This is a genomic window from Weissella confusa (assembly GCA_041871065.1).
Classification (GTDB): domain Bacteria; phylum Bacillota; class Bacilli; order Lactobacillales; family Lactobacillaceae; genus Weissella; species Weissella confusa_A.
Map to the genome: position 1 here is coordinate 1,160,745 of CP168942.1, position 19,108 is coordinate 1,179,852.

24 protein-coding genes are annotated in these 19,108 nt (G+C 43.7%); 2 read left to right on the plus strand and 22 right to left on the minus strand.

The genetic code is table 11. The annotated features are described in order from the left end of the window. Positions 1-6: 6 nt before the first annotated feature. The 22 genes from ACAW68_05390 to ACAW68_05495 all read right to left on the minus strand — a co-directional run bounded on the left by ACAW68_05390 (position 7) and on the right by ACAW68_05495 (position 17,014). Positions 7-378 carry a 6-carboxytetrahydropterin synthase gene (locus ACAW68_05390; GenBank protein ID XGA14929.1) on the minus strand — a complete coding sequence of 124 codons (372 nt, stop codon included), beginning with the start codon at positions 376-378 and terminating at the stop codon, positions 7-9. Then, positions 371-1,888 (minus strand): TIGR03766 family XrtG-associated glycosyltransferase, encoded by a 1,518-nt coding sequence (locus ACAW68_05395; protein ID XGA14930.1) that lies wholly within the window; start codon positions 1,886-1,888, stop codon positions 371-373. The genes ACAW68_05390 and ACAW68_05395 overlap by 8 nt, the downstream gene beginning before the upstream one ends. Continuing rightward, a complete protein-coding gene (locus ACAW68_05400; GenBank protein XGA14931.1) occupies positions 1,885-3,231 on the minus strand; it encodes a TIGR03111 family XrtG-associated glycosyltransferase in 1,347 nt (448 codons plus the stop codon). The genes ACAW68_05395 and ACAW68_05400 overlap by 4 nt, the downstream gene beginning before the upstream one ends. Beyond that, the gene (gene xrtG, locus ACAW68_05405; protein XGA14932.1) at positions 3,228-3,833 is read right to left on the minus strand and encodes an exosortase family protein XrtG; all 606 of its coding nucleotides are present in this window, start codon (positions 3,831-3,833) and stop codon (positions 3,228-3,230) included. Before xrtG ends, ACAW68_05400 begins: the two co-directional genes overlap by 4 nt. Continuing rightward, the gene (locus ACAW68_05410) at positions 3,830-4,456 is read right to left on the minus strand and encodes a Firmicu-CTERM sorting domain-containing protein (GenBank protein XGA14933.1); all 627 of its coding nucleotides are present in this window, start codon (positions 4,454-4,456) and stop codon (positions 3,830-3,832) included. The genes xrtG and ACAW68_05410 overlap by 4 nt, the downstream gene beginning before the upstream one ends. Positions 4,457-4,467: 11 nt before the next feature. Next, complete coding sequence (locus ACAW68_05415; GenBank protein XGA14934.1) at positions 4,468-4,941, minus strand: GGDEF domain-containing protein; 474 nt, start codon at positions 4,939-4,941, stop codon at positions 4,468-4,470. A 5-nt stretch (positions 4,942-4,946) separates the two neighbouring features. Then, positions 4,947-5,591: a hypothetical protein gene (locus ACAW68_05420; GenBank protein XGA14935.1), complete on the minus strand. Its 645-nt coding sequence runs from the start codon at positions 5,589-5,591 to the stop codon at positions 4,947-4,949. 14 nt (positions 5,592-5,605) lie between these two features. Continuing rightward, on the minus strand, positions 5,606-5,869 hold the full coding sequence (locus tag ACAW68_05425) for a hypothetical protein (GenBank protein XGA14936.1): 264 nt from the start codon (positions 5,867-5,869) through the stop codon (positions 5,606-5,608). A gap of 13 nt (positions 5,870-5,882) precedes the next feature. Beyond that, on the minus strand, positions 5,883-6,323 hold the full coding sequence (locus ACAW68_05430) for a hypothetical protein (protein XGA14937.1): 441 nt from the start codon (positions 6,321-6,323) through the stop codon (positions 5,883-5,885). Between the two features lie 161 nt (positions 6,324-6,484). Beyond that, entirely contained in the window at positions 6,485-7,822 is a 1,338-nt protein-coding gene (locus tag ACAW68_05435; protein XGA14938.1) for an MFS transporter, read from the minus strand. A gap of 146 nt (positions 7,823-7,968) precedes the next feature. Next, complete coding sequence (ndk, locus tag ACAW68_05440; GenBank protein ID XGA14939.1) at positions 7,969-8,391, minus strand: nucleoside-diphosphate kinase; 423 nt, start codon at positions 8,389-8,391, stop codon at positions 7,969-7,971. A gap of 119 nt (positions 8,392-8,510) precedes the next feature. Then, positions 8,511-9,566, minus strand: a complete 1,056-nt coding sequence (locus tag ACAW68_05445) for a SepM family pheromone-processing serine protease (protein ID XGA14940.1) — start codon at positions 9,564-9,566, stop codon at positions 8,511-8,513. A 3-nt stretch (positions 9,567-9,569) separates the two neighbouring features. Beyond that, positions 9,570-10,049 carry a pantetheine-phosphate adenylyltransferase gene (gene coaD, locus ACAW68_05450; protein XGA14941.1) on the minus strand — a complete coding sequence of 160 codons (480 nt, stop codon included), beginning with the start codon at positions 10,047-10,049 and terminating at the stop codon, positions 9,570-9,572. Beyond that, the gene (rsmD, locus tag ACAW68_05455; GenBank protein ID XGA14942.1) at positions 10,049-10,606 is read right to left on the minus strand and encodes a 16S rRNA (guanine(966)-N(2))-methyltransferase RsmD; all 558 of its coding nucleotides are present in this window, start codon (positions 10,604-10,606) and stop codon (positions 10,049-10,051) included. Before rsmD ends, coaD begins: the two co-directional genes overlap by 1 nt. Then, positions 10,606-10,917 carry a YlbG family protein gene (locus ACAW68_05460; protein ID XGA14943.1) on the minus strand — a complete coding sequence of 104 codons (312 nt, stop codon included), beginning with the start codon at positions 10,915-10,917 and terminating at the stop codon, positions 10,606-10,608. Before ACAW68_05460 ends, rsmD begins: the two co-directional genes overlap by 1 nt. Beyond that, positions 10,918-12,147 carry an FtsW/RodA/SpoVE family cell cycle protein gene (locus ACAW68_05465; GenBank protein ID XGA14944.1) on the minus strand — a complete coding sequence of 410 codons (1,230 nt, stop codon included), beginning with the start codon at positions 12,145-12,147 and terminating at the stop codon, positions 10,918-10,920. A gap of 142 nt (positions 12,148-12,289) precedes the next feature. Continuing rightward, positions 12,290-14,134 carry a translational GTPase TypA gene (gene typA / locus ACAW68_05470; GenBank protein ID XGA14945.1) on the minus strand — a complete coding sequence of 615 codons (1,845 nt, stop codon included), beginning with the start codon at positions 14,132-14,134 and terminating at the stop codon, positions 12,290-12,292. Between the two features lie 89 nt (positions 14,135-14,223). After that, entirely contained in the window at positions 14,224-15,006 is a 783-nt protein-coding gene (locus tag ACAW68_05475; GenBank protein XGA14946.1) for an inositol monophosphatase family protein, read from the minus strand. Between the two features lie 3 nt (positions 15,007-15,009). Then, the gene (locus tag ACAW68_05480; protein XGA14947.1) at positions 15,010-15,297 is read right to left on the minus strand and encodes a UPF0223 family protein; all 288 of its coding nucleotides are present in this window, start codon (positions 15,295-15,297) and stop codon (positions 15,010-15,012) included. A 5-nt stretch (positions 15,298-15,302) separates the two neighbouring features. Beyond that, on the minus strand, positions 15,303-15,890 hold the full coding sequence (def, locus tag ACAW68_05485) for a peptide deformylase (protein ID XGA14948.1): 588 nt from the start codon (positions 15,888-15,890) through the stop codon (positions 15,303-15,305). Positions 15,891-15,936: 46 nt separating this feature from the next. Next, positions 15,937-16,419 carry a hypothetical protein gene (locus ACAW68_05490; protein XGA14949.1) on the minus strand — a complete coding sequence of 161 codons (483 nt, stop codon included), beginning with the start codon at positions 16,417-16,419 and terminating at the stop codon, positions 15,937-15,939. 1 nt (position 16,420) lies between these two features. Then, positions 16,421-17,014, minus strand: coding sequence for a hypothetical protein (locus ACAW68_05495; protein XGA14950.1), 594 nt, complete (start codon positions 17,012-17,014; stop codon positions 16,421-16,423). 184 nt (positions 17,015-17,198) lie between these two features. Here ACAW68_05495 and ACAW68_05500 point away from each other — a divergent pair, with 184 nt between their 5' ends. Beyond that, the gene (locus ACAW68_05500) at positions 17,199-17,411 is read left to right on the plus strand and encodes a DNA-directed RNA polymerase subunit epsilon (protein ID XGA14951.1); all 213 of its coding nucleotides are present in this window, start codon (positions 17,199-17,201) and stop codon (positions 17,409-17,411) included. Between the two features lie 3 nt (positions 17,412-17,414). Further along, complete coding sequence (gene rnjA / locus ACAW68_05505) at positions 17,415-19,094, plus strand: ribonuclease J1 (GenBank protein ID XGA14952.1); 1,680 nt, start codon at positions 17,415-17,417, stop codon at positions 19,092-19,094. Positions 19,095-19,108: the final 14 nt, after the last annotated feature.

Here is a 19,108-nt window from a genome sequence, read left to right on the forward strand (position 1 = left end):
CTTGCCTCAGTCTCGATTTGTTAAGACATACGTTCGAGTTGGGCCTTCACTCACTGCCAACTCTTCTAATTTAACAGCCGACCCAATCAATTCAGGATGCGTTTGTAAACGATCAAACAGCTCCGTCGCAAAGTTTTCCAAAGACGGATTAATCTTATCAAAAGGGGCAATGTCATTCAGTACCTGTCCATCGTACGTTGATAGAAACGTGTTGATTTTTGTTTCGTACTCATAAAATGGGACTTTCTCGTCCATATCACATGCAAAATCACTCACGATTTCCCAAGTGTGCGGATGTGTCTCGCCATCGCGACCGTTCCATCGAATGAAGTGATAGGCATTAATATAAAATTTCAATCGATAATGTGCCTCAATCATGCGCATACTCCTTTCCGAAGAATATCCACCAGCATCGTTTTCCAAACTGGTTGAACAGTTGCCAAACATAACCAGCTTGATATGCTGCTAAAATCAAAAATGCTGGCAAAAACTGTATGAGATATCGACTACGACCACCTTCAAATAACAAGAGGTACATAAAACCACCTAAAATGGCTAACCAACATAAACGAGACCAATCATCTTGCTTCCGTAGTCCTATTGCAATGGTCACCAATATTAGCAGCCACCACATTTGGGTGATAAATTGCAAATCCTCTAAGTGTTTACCGTCTGTGGTCACCCAATTGCTCAACCACTTAGGCTCATTTGGACGACCATTTTTAAAGAAATGACCTTCTTTTAACCAAGCAAACGTACCATCTGCGGTATTATTGCCTTGCTTTTTCACTAAGAAAGCCAAATAGCCAATGACACCCTTCTCGCGTAATCTTTTAATCAGTTGTTGCCTTGAGTAATCAACTTTATCAGAACGTTTTGGTAATTCAGCCATCTTAAGAGCGTCTGCCTCGTTATAGCCACCATCCCCAAAAACTCCCATGCTCATGAAGTGAATCGGTGGAATGGTAAGACCTTTGTTGATTCTAATAACAGTTTGCGCATCAATCACCTGCTGACCAACAGTATAGGTGCCTAGACCGCTAACTGTAATTGTCACAATCACTAAACAAGCAGTTTTCAGACGCTTCCCTAACGCGACCTTGTCTGATGTGATAACTGATCTAATCAACACAAGACACATCGCAATTAACGGAATAATGGCCGAGGGCTTGATGAAATAAGTGGCCACTGCGCAAGCCGCTAATAACGCAGACAAAATGAGCGTTTGCCACCATGCTTGCGCTTTTTGCAGGCAAGCCATCAGCAAAAATAACAGTGCAACCAATGGCAGAACCGCCGTATCTGAGTATGGCACAACAATCCATGGGAAAACAAGCATAAATAATGTCTCAATCCAGAGAAGTCGCCCGACATTCTCACGACGCACAATGAACATCGTCACCAGGTTGACAAGCAACGCAACATCGACACAAATCAGACTAACGTAATCAAAAAATAACCAGCTGGTCGTGTGGCTGATGTTACCTAACCAGTCATACACAAGCAATAATGGCAAGTTGTTGGTATTTTGACTAAAATACCCAATTAAATCAATGTCTTCCGGATGTTGTAACGCTTCATGTATGGCGCCTGCATCAAAACCGATGGCAGGATGAAAGAGTGTCACAAAAGTAAACTGCCACATTATGGCAATGATAAACCCACCACTTAACAAAGCCATTCGGTGCGTGTAACACCATGGCAGCAATGTCGTCTGTGTGATGAGATAGCTGCCAACTAAGACCAGTACCCCGACGACGCCAGCAAACGTCACGCCATCGCGCTGTAAGTTAACTGAAGCACCCGCAAAATAGAGTGTCAGCCCAAACAAAATAATAAACAGGCCCATGACGCAAGTATCGATTACGTCCTTAATGCGATGATTCATTTTGATTCCTCACTTTTGATTATGTGTTTCGTATCGCGCCGAATAGTCTCTCTGATGGCGGATAGTTCATCACGAATCCCACGGCCTTGCCACTTGCGCGACTTTGATCGATTTACCAAGGCTAGCAATAGCACCCATGACAACAGAAACTTATAGGCCGGCAGTAATAACGTGACGTACCAGGTCTTAACGTAACAAGCGAACGCTTCAGGTAACGGCCTTAGGTACACCTGAGCAAGCAAAAAATAGATTGCTCCGGCGAAAACATACATCAGGTACATCGCAATATAAATCAACGCCAACATTGCAGGCGAAAACCCATTTACGACTAAGACCATAGGTGCGAATAACCAGATAAGCCGTGGAAATAGCAATGTGTGGTCAATTAACAGACGGCGAACCATAAAGTTTGTCGTAAGGTGTTTGAAAGATAACAAATGTTTTGGTTCAAACATGTGCACCACTTCCATCTCTCCCAATTGCCAACGTTGTCGCTGACGGTACAGGGCGTTAAAGTCTTCGATTGGTTCAACGTAGAAAATGGCATTTTTCGCCAATTTAACTTGTCCCTTTTGCCGCATTTGAAAAGTCATGTGGGTATCTTCCCCCACTGTATCACTGCTAAACATAAACGTTTCGGCAATTTTGGACCGTCGAAAGCCAGAAAAGGCCCCCGACATGGTGAACATGGTATTCGATCGCGCTTCCGCATTACGACTGACCAAAAACGCTGAGGCATATTCATGGTACTCCAACAATTGTTCAAGTCGCTTTACGCCACGGTGAGCTATCAGTGACGGTTGCGTCAGAATAGCACCGGTTAAGGCGACGGTGTCAGGCTCCATCTCAAATTGGTACACCATGTTTCGAAGCGCATTTTTATCTAACACGCCATCACTATCAATATGAATAAAATAATTGCCAGTCGTGTTGTACAAAGCCATATTTAGAGCGTGTGACTTACCTTGGGCTGCTTCCATCCAAACCATCTTTGCTGACGGGTACTTTTCTTGTAATTGCTGAAAAACTTCAAAACTATTATCCGTACTCTTATTGTTAACGAGGGTAACCTTGATCTTATCTACTGGATAAGTCCCTGTCATAATTGAATCAATACAAGCGACAAGTGTGTCAGCTGAATTATAAACTGGCACAACGACGGAAATTATTGGCCAAAATTTAATTGTTGCTTGTTGTGACGGCCGTATTTTCTCGATTGCCCATTGACTGACAAATCGCAGGTACGTCCAACAAATTGGTAAAACTTCGATAAATAATGGAATCAACAACCAAACGCCAATAAACAAAAAATGATTAATTGTTGCTGATAATAATCCCGTCATACCTTTGCTCCTCGATCAAATCCAAATTTTCCAGTCAATGTATTTAAGACTTGCGAACGGGTAAAGACGTAAAAATATAACGTGATACTAAGAGCGTAAAATATTAAACGTCCCATAATGACATGCGCCCAGACTAATGAATCCGGCCCACAATAACGCACGATCAAAGCTGTGACAGATAAGCGGATGACGTTCGATAAATAAATAAACAGCATTCCAAGGATGATTAACTGCCAGCGCTGTCGATTAGAGTTAAAAAACGGAAAGAATAGCGCTAACGAGAAATAGGCAGCCAACTCAATATATGCTGAGCATTCAAACGTCACGAATAAATTCACCGCGCTGTGACCACTAATAATATGCACGATTCCCAATGAAGGAACGGTCTCGTAAGCGCCTGTTAATGATCCGATCAAGCCTGTTCCCCAAGTGCTTATCTGCATAAGCCAATGCGTGAGTTGATCATTGCACAGCAAGATGATTAAAAAGAAGACGCCAACTACGCCGACAACAATAAACCCAGCTCGCCACGCAATACGCTTTAATACGCTCAATGCGTATAACCAAACACTGACTGCAACGACAACGCACCAAAACATCATGCTACATTTCTCCGACGATTACGGTAAAGCGTCACTGACAGACCAGCGGCAATTACCGCACCAATACCCGCTGAAACTAGCGGCACTGTTGAGGCGCCTGACACAATCAGACTTTGGTCACCTAGGTTTGGGTTTGTAATGTTGATATCTGTAACTAATGATGGATCAGCCACCATTGATGATAGCGAAATTTCTAGATTTAGAACTTGCGTCGTCGTATCTAACGGTGCCTCTCGCACATAAATTTTACCCGTCACATAGTTGGTTGTATTCGTACCATAATTTGATACCTTGAACGTCACATCAGCTGATGCCCCCAACTCATGTGGCACTTGACTGGCATCATTAATATCAACTGATACTTGCTGGTCAGCTAACTTGAAGATATAGCCATACCCTTGAAAATCATAGCCAGGGTTTTTACCATTTGCGTTCATGTCGACGACCAGTGCAATGTTATCCCCATCCATCACGGCGCCCCACTCGTGGTAATTATACTCACCGTAGGAAATTGCGCTTAGGGGGATGCTGTCGAAATCTATTGCGGCATAGGCCCTATGTTCACTACCCAAGCCTAATACCAATACTGTCGTTAAAATAAGTTTGGTCATAAACTTTTTCATATCTATCCTCCTTACGCAAGCACAATACGATTCTTGCCCTCGCGTTTTGCATCATATAAATTGTCATCAGCTTTTTTCATCACTGCTTCTGCCGTGTCGTTTTCTTTAGATAGTTCAGCAACACCCATTGAAATCGTGACGTTAGCCTTTTGCGATTCAAATACAAAATTTGAATTTCGAACCGCCATCATGACAGTTTCCAGTTTTGGTAAAATGTCTTCTATCTTGACGTTTCGGAACACAATTGCAAACTCCTCACCACCGTAACGGAACACCTGACCATTTGCATTGGATGCAATCAACGTATCATTCACGATGTGCGCCACACGCGTTAGCACATAATCCCCCATGGCGTGACCATGGGTATCGTTAATTAATTTAAAAGAATCGATGTCATACATCACCACCGTTAAGGGCAAACGCTTGGTGTGAAAATATGGCACGACTTCTTCAAGGACTCGATCTAGCGCCCGTCGATTGCTCATTCCTGTTAGCGCGTCCACGAGCGCTTCATTTTGATAACGGTGAACAGTTTGACCACGCGTCGAATATACATATTCCCAAAATGCACAATGTTCATAATGATTGCAAATTTCAGAATTAATAACGCACCATAAGTCCATGGCATATACCAACGAAAGGCTGCAATATCAATCCAAGCCGCAAATGCAAACAACACAACCAATAGTTCATATTCAAAAAACGTATCCACAATACGTGCGCGTCGTTCAATCAACATCAGGCATGTTGCCATAAAGACGGTCATGCCAAGCACCAATAGCCCGATATGAAACACATCCGAGTCGATAATCAGGAATATATTAAATAATCCAACCAAAATACCTATTGGAATGAGCGTGTAACGATTTTTATCAATCAATATGAAGTAGAACATAATGACTAACATGATGCAGGTTTCGATTTTATTCGGCTCCAACGTTTGGTAAACCAAATTCGCAAATAAAACCCACCCCACAAAATTTATGGTATACAACAAAACAAACAGCCATGAGCGTTTTACAAAGCGTCGTTTCAACCCATATTGAATACTAAATATCGCCCCAATGAATGCAGGGATACAACAAATCTTGGCTAAAATGTATTCGCCAAATACATAATCAATCATTCCTGCCATTTTTATGTTCCTTTCTAGTATTCAATGGAAATTAAATTCTCAGGGTTTGAGTAATAGAAAGATTGTTGTCGCCAACCTGCTGGTAGCGTTGCAATTAAATCTTGATCTTCAACGCCTTCAATTACCACTTCTAAATCCAAAGAATCTAAGCCACCAATTGTGACACGAAGAATATCCAAGATTGTTACTAACGACATGTGCTTTTTTAACTGCAATACAGACACCTTGATCCGTGACACGTATTCTTGCACATCAAAGAGTCCCGCTAACGTATTCATGCCAATTAAGAAATCATCCAAAACAATGGCATAACCCAGCTTCGATAGTTTGGCAATCTGTGCTTTGGGTAAAAAATTCATCATAGAAATTGCAACGTTGCAGTGGCAACCGCTCCGTTAGTTCCATCTTTAGACGTGCTCTTTCTGAATCGTCAAATCGATCTAGAACATCGAAAGTTTCTTCATAAAACAATTCTTGATACTCCAAATTAAATGAGAAAATATCAGTAGGATTTTTAGCTAACACAGCCTTCAAAAAGACATAGACATCTTCCATATAAGCTTTGTGTCGATCATGATTTGTCATAATTTCCAAGAAATCACTGTATGGAAAGCATGGTACGCCATCCACATCTTGGCGCATTAACAATTCATACTCACGCGCATCCGTATCTTTTAAGGGGCTGATTCTTTGCCCTTGAAAGTATAGTTTGTTTCGCTTTGCCTCAACCATTTTTGATTCCTCCGTGTAAAACATTCTCGATAATCATGCCACAGGCCTCACATGGACACTGACGGAGTATTGAACAACGGTTATCTCACAGACGGGACAGTGCACAAAAAAGCCCGTAACCACGTTACGAGCTCAAGCTAGTGTTCAGTAAAACTTTCAATCTAGTTTTTATTCAAATTCATACCGATGAAGATGATAAGCGAAATTACCATCAAACCCATCAAGACATAAATGCCAGTCTGCGAACCCGTCACAACACCAGCGCTTGGATGATTGGCAACAGCAGAGGCGAAGATTTGCGCAACAATTGTCGTTGCACTAGCACCGACAAATTGTTGCAACGTGTTCAAAACACTATTACCATCAGCATTCTCACTAGGTGCCAAACTAGATAACGTGATAGTCATCAAGTTCGCGTATGAGAAACCAATCCCAACCATCAACAACATGTGCGTCAACATCAACGTCCAGAACGACAAATCTTTAAAGAACACGGCCATCAAAACCATTGCTAACGTTGCAACGCTGAGGCCAAACAAGATTGGCTTAACTGCACCAAATTCATCCAATACACGTCCTGATACTGGGGCCAACACAGAACCAATAACCGCTCCTGGGAACATAAACAAGCCAGCAGCGGTTGCCGTACGTCCCAACCCAAGTTGCAGGTAGTTAGGCAAGATAAATGATAGACCTAGAAGAATCGCTTGATAAACCAGGAAACTAACCATCAAGCGGTCAAAACGTGAGTGACGCAAAATAGCTAGGTTCAATAGTTGGCGACGCTTGTTTAGGAACCCGAATACTACCAGCGAGACAATCGCAGCAATTAGGAACACTAATGATAGTCGTTCAACGGCCATTAGCAGCAATCCTAATCCTAGACCCAGGAAAACAAATGCGCCAAAAGCAAAATTTTCCGTTCGCTTAACTGTTTCAACTGGCATACTGGTCAAACCCATTACCAACGAAGCCAGTAGCAAAACAATCAAGAACCAGAAAATTGAACGCCACCCCAAACTATTTAACAAGACACCACCGTATGTTGGGCCAATGGCAGGTGCAATCGAAGTGGTCATGGTCCCAATCCCCATCATCACGCCACGACGATCAAGCGGTGACTTTGTCAAAATGATGTCAAACATCAATGGCAATGCAATTCCCGTTCCAATTCCTTGGAAAACACGGCCAGCTAGCAGCACCAACAAATTAGGCGCAAAGCCATCTAAAATGACACCTGCCAAAAACAGTAGGTTAGCAATGATAAATAGTCGACGCGGTGAATAATTTCGAATTAAAAATGCTGAAAGTGGCACCACCACGGCGATGGCTAGCAAATAGCCCGTCGTCACCCATTGCACACCATTTGCGTTAGTCTGAAATTCGTTCATCAAGGTTGGAAACGTAACATTCATCGACGTTTCAATCAACACCCCACTAAAACTCATGATACCAGCGGCGATTACCGCTCGTAATACATGCCATTCTTTTGCCTGCATAAATTCCCTCCTTAAACAAATAAAAGGCGTCCATCATCCCTATCCGAAATGATGTTCGCCTCTATGTTCGGCACAAAAAAATTTGTGCTATCTGTACGTAACAACTCGTATTACTGTACAGATTTTATGCAAGTTTGTCAAAATTTTTAGTGATTTTCAAACCAAATGCTAATTTCGCGTTCGGCATTTTCAACACTGTCAGAACTGTGCACGATGTTACGAACCGCACCATCTTCCCAGTCGCGACCATAATCACCACGAATTGTACCAGGTGCTGCCTCGCTTGGATTAGTCACACCGGCCATTGCACGGAAGTTCTTCACGATGTTTGTTCCCGTCACGACCATTGCAACTAATGGACCACTTGTCATGTATTCGAGAATTTCTGGGAAATAAGGTGCATTTACCTTTTCGGCATAGTGACGACGCAATTGATCTTCAGTTGCTTCTGTCATCAACAATGACGTAATCTTGTATCCCTTGCGCTCCAAGCGTGAAAAGACTTCCCCCATCAAACCACGTGCAACACCATCTGGCTTAATCAAAACCAGTGTTCGTTCCTCAGACATATCATTATCCCCCTTGTCTTATATGGCTTAATATACCACAAATGCAATCTTTCACACACTAATATCCTGTCAGACGGGCAGAAAAAAACCAGCCTTATCAGCTGGTTTTGTTTTTCATATTAATGTGTACGTAGATACTTAACTGCATCGTCAAACGTCTTAACCGGCACAACCTTCATACCAGGCGCGTATTTCTTAGCCGTTTTAACTGCTAGTTGGTAATTTGTCATCCCATCAGATTCCATTGCCAAATTAGCCTTTGTTGGATTGATATATGGCGCAAAGAAGATTTTAGCACCCGATTCGTAGGCCACAATCACCTTTTTATCAATACCACCGATTTCACCGACGTTACCGTCCTTATCAATCGTACCAGTACCAGCGATTTTACGCCCAGCAGCCAAGTTTTCATTAGACAACGCATCATACATTTCTAGTGAAAACATCAACCCACCGGATGGGCCACCGATGTCCCCCATATCCGCCGTAACATTTCGATCAGACGTCACATCGACAGCGTCTGTCAGCGCGATACCGATACCAGGTACTTTCTTAGTCCCGGCCAAAGCGACCGTCTTACCGGTTGCTTCTTTTGTCTTACCATTATGTTCGTAGTTAATCGTCAGTTTTGAACCCACTTTATTTTTGCGGATGTAATTTTGAAATCCCTTTGCAGATTCAAATGACTTACCATCGACTGAGGTAATCAAATCACCAACGTGCAGGTGCTTTTTAAAGTTAGAGTTGTCTTGCACTGCCATGACATAGATACCGTTAAACGTGCGCTTATACGGAACCCCAGCTGCCTTAAACGCTGTTACTTTAGCTTCATTCACCGCAGAATCCATGTAAACCTTGTTAATGGCCACATTATCTGCTTGTGAGCCACCACCATTAGCTTCGTAGGATGTCATTAATGATGCTGTTGGATCGAGCCACGCCATAATAGCGCCGATTCCATTGACTTGCGACATGTAAACGGCTGTAATCATATACTCACCGTCAACTTTAGGCTTTTTGCCGTCTACCTTGATATAACCAGACAGATTGTCAGCCTCGCCAGGCGTTTCAGCATATAGTGGCAATGGACTGACCAGTGCCAATAACACCAACACAGCCGCGATAATGCCAGAAATTTTCAGCCATTTATGGGATTTCTTTTGTTTTTCAGCCATATGCTACTTCTCCGCAAACTTCTCAGCAAGCGCATTAGCAACTGGTCCAGGTACCAATTCATGAACATCGGCGCCAAAACTAACAACTTCTTTCAAAATAGAGCTTGAGATGTTTTGGTGCTCTGGGCGTGCCATCAAAAAGACCGTCTCAACCTTGCCCAAGAAATGATTCATTTCAGCAATGTCACGTTCGTATAGGTAATCAGTTTCGTTACGCAAACCACGTACCAACGTATCAGCATTGATTTCTTTCATATACTCAATCGTCAAGCCAGCCATTTCACGTACTGAAACATTTGGCAAATCAGCCACAGATGCCTCAATCAAGGCAATCTTTTCTTCAGGTGAGAAGAGATACTTTTTCATCTTGTTAGTGCCAACACCAATGACAACCTCGTCAAAGAGCGTTGCAGCACGCTTAACAACATCTAGATGTCCATTTGTAAATGGATCAAAACTACCCGGAAATAATACGCGACGCATTATGCTTCCCCCTTATATTGATATAACTTGACCACCGTAATGCCGTAATCCTTTTCCTTTAAGAACTCAAAATTAGGCATATCTTCTGGTAGGTTTGCATTTTGATCAGTTTCGGCCACAATCAACGCATCTGGCACAATCAAGTTTGCCGCAACAAGTTTTTCAAGGTCAGCGGTAATTGTTTGCTTGGCGTATGGCGGATCAAAGTACAAGACGTCAAATGGTTGTGACCCCATCAAACGTTGAATGGCTGCATCTGCCGTACTCTTAATCACCGTGAATTTCTCTGGTGCTTTTGTAATCGCGATATTTTCGTTAATGGTCTTGATCGCCGCAAATTGGCGGTCAACCAACACTGCTTCGTCCAAACCGCGAGAAACACCTTCGATACTTAACCCGCCCGAACCAGCATACAAATCTAATGAACGGCCACCATCGAAATAAGGACCAATCATGCTAAAGATTGCTTCTTTTACCTTATCTGTAGTTGGTCGGGTTGCATCACCTGGGACCGCCTTCAATGGGCGACCACCAAATTCTCCACTCACAATACGCATTACAATTCCTCTTCTTCAGCCGGCTCATCCGTCAATTCTGATGGATCAACCGAAAATTCAAATGCCTCACCTTGGCTACCAATGGTTGTATCAACCTCAGGCCAGTGCGAAACATCAACAGATGCCACGAAGCCCAAGCGTTCAATCAACGCTGACTTTGATGCAACATCCTCTTCATTCATATAAATAACAGCATACTTCATTTTCTCTGAAATATAACTGACAACGCCAAAACGACGCAATTGGCGCGCTTGGCGAACATTTTTCAAATAAACCACGACACTTCGACGTGGCGTTACTTCAAAAGCCATTTATTCACGCCCCCGTAAACTTTCATTCTTTTTCAACACACCGATCATGTTAAAGGCGATTCCAAACGTAATTCCCCATGACATCAATGATGATCCACCATATGAAATCAATGGGAACGTCACACCAGTAATTGGCACGACGCCCACGACACCACCAAGGTTAACCAAAATTTGGATACCAATGTAGGCAGCAATACCGTACAACGTTAAGCGAATTTGCATGTTACGTGTCTTCACCGCGTAGATGACCAAACGCCAAATGATAAAGCCAAATACAGCAAGGATAATTAAAATCCAAGCAGCACCTAACTCTTCACCGACAATCGCCATAATAAAATCGGTATTCGGTTCAGGCAGATAACCCGCTTTTTGAATACTATTTCCTAAGCCGCGACCCCAGAAACCGCCGTTTGAAATGGCGTAGTAAGAATTAATCAACTGGTGACCGGCATCTTCTGTCTTCCAAGGATCGATGTACGACTCAAAACGCAACAACTGATAGTGCATCAATGGTAACTTTTCAAGCACTGGCAACAGCACCGGCACCAAAATCAGCACATCAATGACAATCCCAACCATTGTAATTAACCCCGTTGGTCGAATACCAGAGGTCAAAAATATAATGGCAAATAGCGCAAACAAAATCAACGCACCACCAAGATCGGGCATCAAACCAGTTAGCAAGATACCAACTCCTGGTGCAATGAAATCCTTATAGTAATGGAGGCGTTCTTTTACACCCGCACCAACCTTATACGGATTAACAACATTACGGGCAAAGCGTTTGGCAAACCATAAAATCATGGCGACTTTAAAGTATTCAACCGGTTGAATTCCGAATGTGCCAATATAAATCCAGCCTTTTGCACCCGAGGTAACCGGTCCAGCGACCAACGCTATGGCCAAGGCGAAGTCCGTCGCAACTAGGAATCCCGAGATCAGGTAATTAACCCTAATCGACGACCAATTAATGTTGACACTAAATATCAAAAGCATCGCAGCCACGCTAATAACGCTGAACAGGGCTTGCTTAAATAAGAAAGATGTAGAAGATCCTGAATTCATATTTGAACTAGCTGAATACACCATTGTCACACCGAAGACTAAAACGCCGATGATTAATAGTAGCAAGACCAAATCGAGATATTTAAATTTTTCTTTGACGCGTTTGGGGGTCTCCCGGATTGTTCTTAACAACCGAAAACCACGTCGCTTTTTCACAGCTTGCATCGCTCAGGGCTCCTTCATTAAAGTGGATAACTTGTTATATTTTAGCACACTTCACCCCTGAACATTTCCAACTTCACGAAATCACAAAAAACGCCCTTCAGCATGATGCTAAAGGGCGTTCTATTTGTCTAATTTAAAAAGATTAGCCTTGTTGAGCAATCTTCTTACGCTTAGCAGCCTTCTCACGCTCGGCCGTAACCAAAATTTGCTTACGGATACGTACGTGTTCTGGCGTTACTTCGGCGTACTCATCATCGTCCAAGAACTCCAATGACTCTTCAAGCGTCATATCACGCGGCGTCTTGATTGAGGCAGTTTGGTCCTTGTTTGATGAACGAACGTTCGTTTGGTTCTTTGCCTTCGTAACGTTAACTGAGATGTCGTTGTCACGGCTGTTCATACCAACAACCATTCCTTCGTAGATGTCATCACCAGGGTGAATAAACATGATTCCACGATCTTCAACACCCATGATAGCGTACGTCGTTGCTTGACCTTGGTTAATTGAAACCAAAGTACCGTTACGACGACCTGGGTTCCAGTTCTTAACAACTGGTGCGTACGTCTCAAACGTGTGGTTGTAGATACCGTATCCACGAGTCAATGACATGAATTCAGTTGAGTAACCGATCAATCCACGTGAAGGTACCAACCACTCCATGCGAGTCGTACCAGTACCAGTTGGCTCCATGTTACGCATCTCACCCTTACGTTGGTTCAATGAATCGATAACTGATCCTGAGTACTCGTCAGGCGTGTCGATTTGAACAGCTTCGAATGGCTCTGATTCAACGCCGTCAACTTCCTTGAAGATAACTTGTGGACGTGAAACTTGCAATTCGAATCCTTCACGACGCAAAGTTTCGATCAAGATTGACAAGTGCAACTCACCACGTCCTGATACCAACCATGCACCAGCTTCATCAGTGTCATCAACACGCAATGAAACGTCAGTGTGCAATTCGCGGCGCAAACGATCTTCCAATTGACGGGCCGTCACGAACTTACCTTCGCGACCAGCAAATGGTGAATCGTTCGTACGGAACGTCATTTGCAAAGTAGGCTCATCAATACGCAAAACTGGCAATGCGTCCAAGTGTGATGGTTCAACAACAGTTTCACCAACTGAAATTTCTTCCATACCTGAAACGGCAATCAAGTCACCAGCAATAGCTTCGTTGATTTCAACACGGTCCAAACCGATGAAACCAAACAACTTCGTAACACGGAAGTTTTGCGTCGTACCATCAAGCTTCATAACAGTAACGTTGTCACCAACCTTGATCTTACCACGGAAGACACGCCCGATACCGATACGTCCAACGAAGTCGTTGTAATCCAACAATGAAACTTGGAATTGCAAAGGCTCGTCTGAGTTATCTTCTGGCGCTGGAATCGTTTCGAATACAGTGTCGAAGATTGGCTTCATTGTGTGCTCTTGCGTTGCCAAGTCAGCATCCAATGATGACGTTCCGTTCATAGCTGAAGCGAAGATAACTGGGAATTCCAATTGGTCTTCGTCAGCACCCAATTCGATAAACAAATCAAGCACTTCGTCAACAACTTCAGTAGGACGAGCACCTGGACGGTCAACCTTGTTAACAACAACGATTGGCGTCAAGTTTTGCTCGAAGGCCTTCTTCAAAACGAAACGAGTTTGTGGCATCGTACCTTCAAAGGCATCAACAACCAACAAAACACCGTCAACCATACCCATGATACGCTCAACTTCACCACCGAAGTCCGCGTGTCCTGGCGTGTCCAAGATGTTGATTTGCTTGTCCCCAACCTTAACGGCTGTGTTCTTAGCCAAAATCGTGATACCACGTTCCTTTTCAAGATCGTTCGTATCCATGGCACGATCGCCAAGTTCAGTACGCATATCAAGCGTGTCTGATTGCTTAAGCAATTCATTAACCAACGTCGTCTTACCGTGGTCGACGTGGGCGATGATTGCAATGTTACGGATGTTTTCGCGCTTTGCCAAAATCCTATTCTCCTTGACTATACGTCACTTTTATTACTCTAATCGGTGTAACAACTAACAAATACGAGCCGCTGAACACGCGGCCCGGCTTATAGGTCACGTTCAATTGACATGATATCGTTATATGCTTGTTGTGTTGCCACTAGAACTGCTCCTGATAATAACATATTCACAGGTTGGTCGTCAATTTTTCCGACTTTAAACCCTAATGCTTCACCAAGTAACGTCCCAGCAGCGTAGTCCCAAGGCTTCATAACACTGGCGTAAGCAACTGCTCGACCAGTCAAAACATGTAAGTATGAAATACCTGCAGAACCATAGACACGGTACCCAATTGCTTGCTTCGCAATTTCAGGGAAACCGTATTGTTCATATAAGAGGCGTGCTCCTGACAAAATAACCAAACCATCTGCTAACGACGTGTTAACAGGCTGATTTAGTTTTTCATCATTGTGGTAGACCCCATATTCTGGACCACCGTGTACAATGTCGTGATTGACAACGTCCATAATCCACGCCATTACCGGCTTACCGTCTTCATAGACCGCCAGCATGGTTGCAAATTCAGCATGTTGCTTCACAAAATTCATTGTGCCATCGATAGGATCAACAAACCAAACACGGCCGTCCAGACTGTTAACTGCATCCCCAAACCCTTCTTCACCAAGAATCTTGGCATGTGGATCAAATCGTCGAATCGCATCCACATAGAATTGTTCAGTTTCTCGGTCAACATTCGTCACTAAATCGCGATGTCCTTGCTTTGTTTCGACCTGCATCCGTTGAGAGACACGCTCCAAAACATTATCGTGGACAGTATCTAGCCAACCAAGAACAGCTGTATCCAGCTTCTTTAATTGTGTCTCGTTCAACTGCTAGCCCTCCATTTTAAGGCGCTTAGTAGACGCTTGTTGGGCTGTCTGGATCGTCCGGTAGATACTGTAGTCTGATTCCACCCCGAACTCACGATCAAGTTGCTTCTCTTCAGCTTTACTTGGCACAACTGTTTTGAAATCCTTGTAAGCTGCTAAAAGCGCTTCACGATCCACGCCACCCTCGTATGCTGCAGAAACAGCCGAGTACAGTGCGCTTACCTTAATGATGTCGTCTGTTGTCCACCCATCCAACATTGGATAGTTAAAATTCTTATCACCACTGACCATTCGGATTACCCGATGTAACGCGTGCCATCAGATTCTGACCATGGTGTCGTCTTGCTGATGTGATCGTAGTATAGCGTCCCGTGCAAGTGATCGATTTCGTGTTGGAAAACGATGGCTGGGTAACCTTCCAACTTCAACTCTTGGAAGTCGCCATTTTCGTCTTGATACTTAACCGTAATACGGTATGAACGCTCAACATAACCAGGTACGTCTTCGTCAACTGACAAGCAACCTTCACCCATTGACAAAGCTGTTTGCTTAACTGATTGACGCGTAATAACTGGGTTGTAGATTGTGCCCTTAAAGAAGTACGTTGGCTCAGCATCTTCATCAATATCTGAGTCATCAACATCTTCATCAGGAATCAAAATTGATGAAAATTGTTGTGAAATACCAACTTGTGGAGCAGCAAGTCCAACACCTGGGCGAAGACCGTACTTTTCGTTTTCCTCTTCATCTTGGCTGATGATTAGGTATTCCATCATGTTCTTCGTGGCTTCCTTCACTTCATCTGAAAGTGGGAACGTCACCTTTGCAGCTTGTTGGCGCAAAACGGGATCGCCATCGCGCACGATATCCTTCATCAAATACATAGCTCTTCTCCTACCATTTTGTTTCTTAATAACAAGTATACCAAACTTAAACCGGTTGGTTCAATTTACGCAAATCGCGCAAGTAAGCAGCCGTTTCATCATTAATAACGTGGGCCACATCAACGTGAAGCATTGGCTTACGGTTGTCGTACCACACATCTGTGACGACCAATGCCATATCCGTGTCAGAAGCGCTCACTAAATTCTGATCTTCTGTGTATTCTCGCAAGGCGTTATTCAACGCTTGTCGAACGACCACGACTTCTTGGCGCTCCTTAAATGGGATTTCAAACTCAAATGCCATCACTTCATGTCCCCAAATATTGGCCACCAACGTCGAAGTTGGTCGGTTCATTGGGAAAATCAACAGTTCATTTGATAAATCCTTCAAGGCAACCGCCATCGCTGCGTTCACGACTTGTTGTGAGGCGATAATTTGGCGTTCCGTCAAACGACGTCCGTAACGACGATAAATCGTGACTGCAACGACACCGAGTAACACAATCAATCCAATCCATACAAACAACATATTACTTACCTCGTGAGTCACGGTAGGCCGTAATGATGCGTGATAGTTTGTGCGCAATGAAGTCACTTTGCTTGCTGTCCTTTTGAGCTGGCGACGTCACGCGCAATGAGCGGAATGTCGCTGACAATAGCACAAAGTCATGGTACAGGCGATCTGTTGACGTTGCGCGTTCAGGCAAATCCGTATATTGCGCGGCTAATGAAAAATCGTTGTAATTACGCACGAAATCCTCTAAAGATGTCACCAGCACAAAATGACCAGCCTGGCGCTTAGTCAATTCAACTGCTGACAAACCAGCAATCATCGCTTGGAGTTCTGCTTCGTATGCGGATGAGATGCCTGTTGTTAGGTTCGCGACCTGTTCGGCTGGTTCATTTACAGCCAGCGTTACATAACCAGCGATACCGCGATTCAAATTAACGTCCCATAACCCACCAACGTAAATATACGTTGCCAAATCGGCTGGTAGCGTTGCTTTCAAACTATTGGCCAAAGCAACTTCTTCAGGCGTCGTTGTTGGCACATATGCGCGTTTGAATTTTCCTTTAACACCACGCACATTGTCTTTTAATCGTTGCCAGATGCTTTTTGTCATCACTGCAAACCTCCGTTTCATTAACTCAAGTGTAACCGAAACACGGCAAAAAAACGACCGGTTGCTTATCGACGTCATATCTCATACATCCGGTGTGAATATGGTATTTAATCCGCATTTCTGATAAACTTACATATAAGATTGTTCGGTACAAGACAGTAATTAAAAAGGAGATTAACCGATTATGATTTTTAAGGTTTACTACCAACCTACTATGAAGCAAAACCCAAAGCGTGAAAACACGCAATCACTCTACATTGACGCTGTTGATCAACCAGCTGCTCGTTTGGCTGTTGAAACAAACACGGATTACAACGTTGAGTTGATTGAGCAATTGTCAGAAAAGGCTTTGGCTTACGAGCAACAAAGCCCTAACTTTAAGTTGACGGAGTTCTAATCTATGGTAATGAATCTGGATGTACGTCCAGACGAGACAGCCGTATACGCATTGGGTGGACTTGGGGAGATTGGTAAGAACACATACGGTATTCAATATGGCGATGAAATCATCGTTGTGGATGCTGGTGTTAAGTTCCCTGAAGACGAATTGCTAGGAATTGACTATGTTATTCCTGACTATACCTACCTAAAGGAAAACCGCGACAAGATTAAGGCGTTGGTTATCACCCACGGTCACGAAGACCACATCGGTGCTATCCACTTCTTCTTGAACGCAGTTAACGTTCCTGTATATGGCGGACCTCTCGCCTTGGCATTGATTAAGAACAAGTTGGATGAACACGGCTTGTTAAACAGTACCGAACTTCACGAAATCGATGAAGATACTGTTCTTAAGTTTGACAACATGAGTGTTGAGTTCTTCCGCACAACTCACTCAATCCCTGATACGTTCGGTGTGGCTGTTCACACCCCTTCAGGTACAATCGTCGAAACAGGTGACTTCAAGTTCGACCTGACACCAACGACTAAGCAGCCACCTAACCTACAAAAGATGGCCCGCATCGGTTCTGAAGGTGTCTTGCTTTTGATGTCTGACTCAACAAACGCTGAACGAGATGAATTCTCAAAGTCAGAGCGTTGGGTTGGTAAGACGATTGACAAGTTGTTTGATGAAATCGATGGTCGTATTATTTTCGCCACGTTCGCCTCAAACATGTCACGTGTGCAAATGGCAACTGAAGCTGCCCTTGCCCACGGTCGTAAGATTGCCGTCTTCGGCCGTTCAATGGAAAGTGCCGTTACCAACGGTTTGGCACTTGGCTACTTGAACATTCCAAAAGAGATGTTGGTTGATGCACACGAAATCAACCGCCTCCCACCTAACGAAGTGTTGATTCTTTCAACAGGTTCTCAAGGTGAGCCGATGGCAGCCCTTGCCCGTATCGCGAATGGTACGCACAAGCAAATTTCAATCCAACCTGATGACACAGTTATCTTCTCAAGTTCACCAATTCCCGGTAACACACAATCTGTTAACCGCGTGATTAACGAACTTGAAGAAGCTGGCGCTAACGTTATCTACGGTAAGGTGAACAACATCCACACTTCTGGTCACGGTGGCCAAGAAGAGCAAAAGTTGATGTTGTCATTGATCAAGCCAAAGTACTTCATGCCTGTCCACGGTGAATACCGTATGTTGAAGGTGCACGAAGGTTTGGCTCACGATGTTGGTGTTCCTAAGGACAACACATTCGTGCTTGATAACGGTGATGTTCTTGCTTTGACGGCTGATTCAGCTCGTTTGGCTGACCACTTCCCTGCCGAAGATACGTATGTTGACGGTAACGGAATTGGGGATGTCGGTTCTGCAGTTTTGCGTGACCGTCAAATGTTGTCACAAGATGGTTTGGTTGTCGTTGTTGCAACGATCGATTTGAAGAATCAAGAGATCACGGCTGGTCCTGATATCTTGTCACGTGGATTCATCTACATGCGCGAATCTGAAGAATTGATCAATGAAGGTCGTAAGGAAATCTTCCACGCAATCTTAACTGCAATGCGCGAGCCAAACGCAAGTGAGCACAGCATTCGTAACGCTGTTGTATCTCAACTACAACGCTTCTTGTATGACAAGACGAAGCGCCGCCCACTAATCTTGCCAATGTTCATTTTGATCTAAAAACAAAAACACCT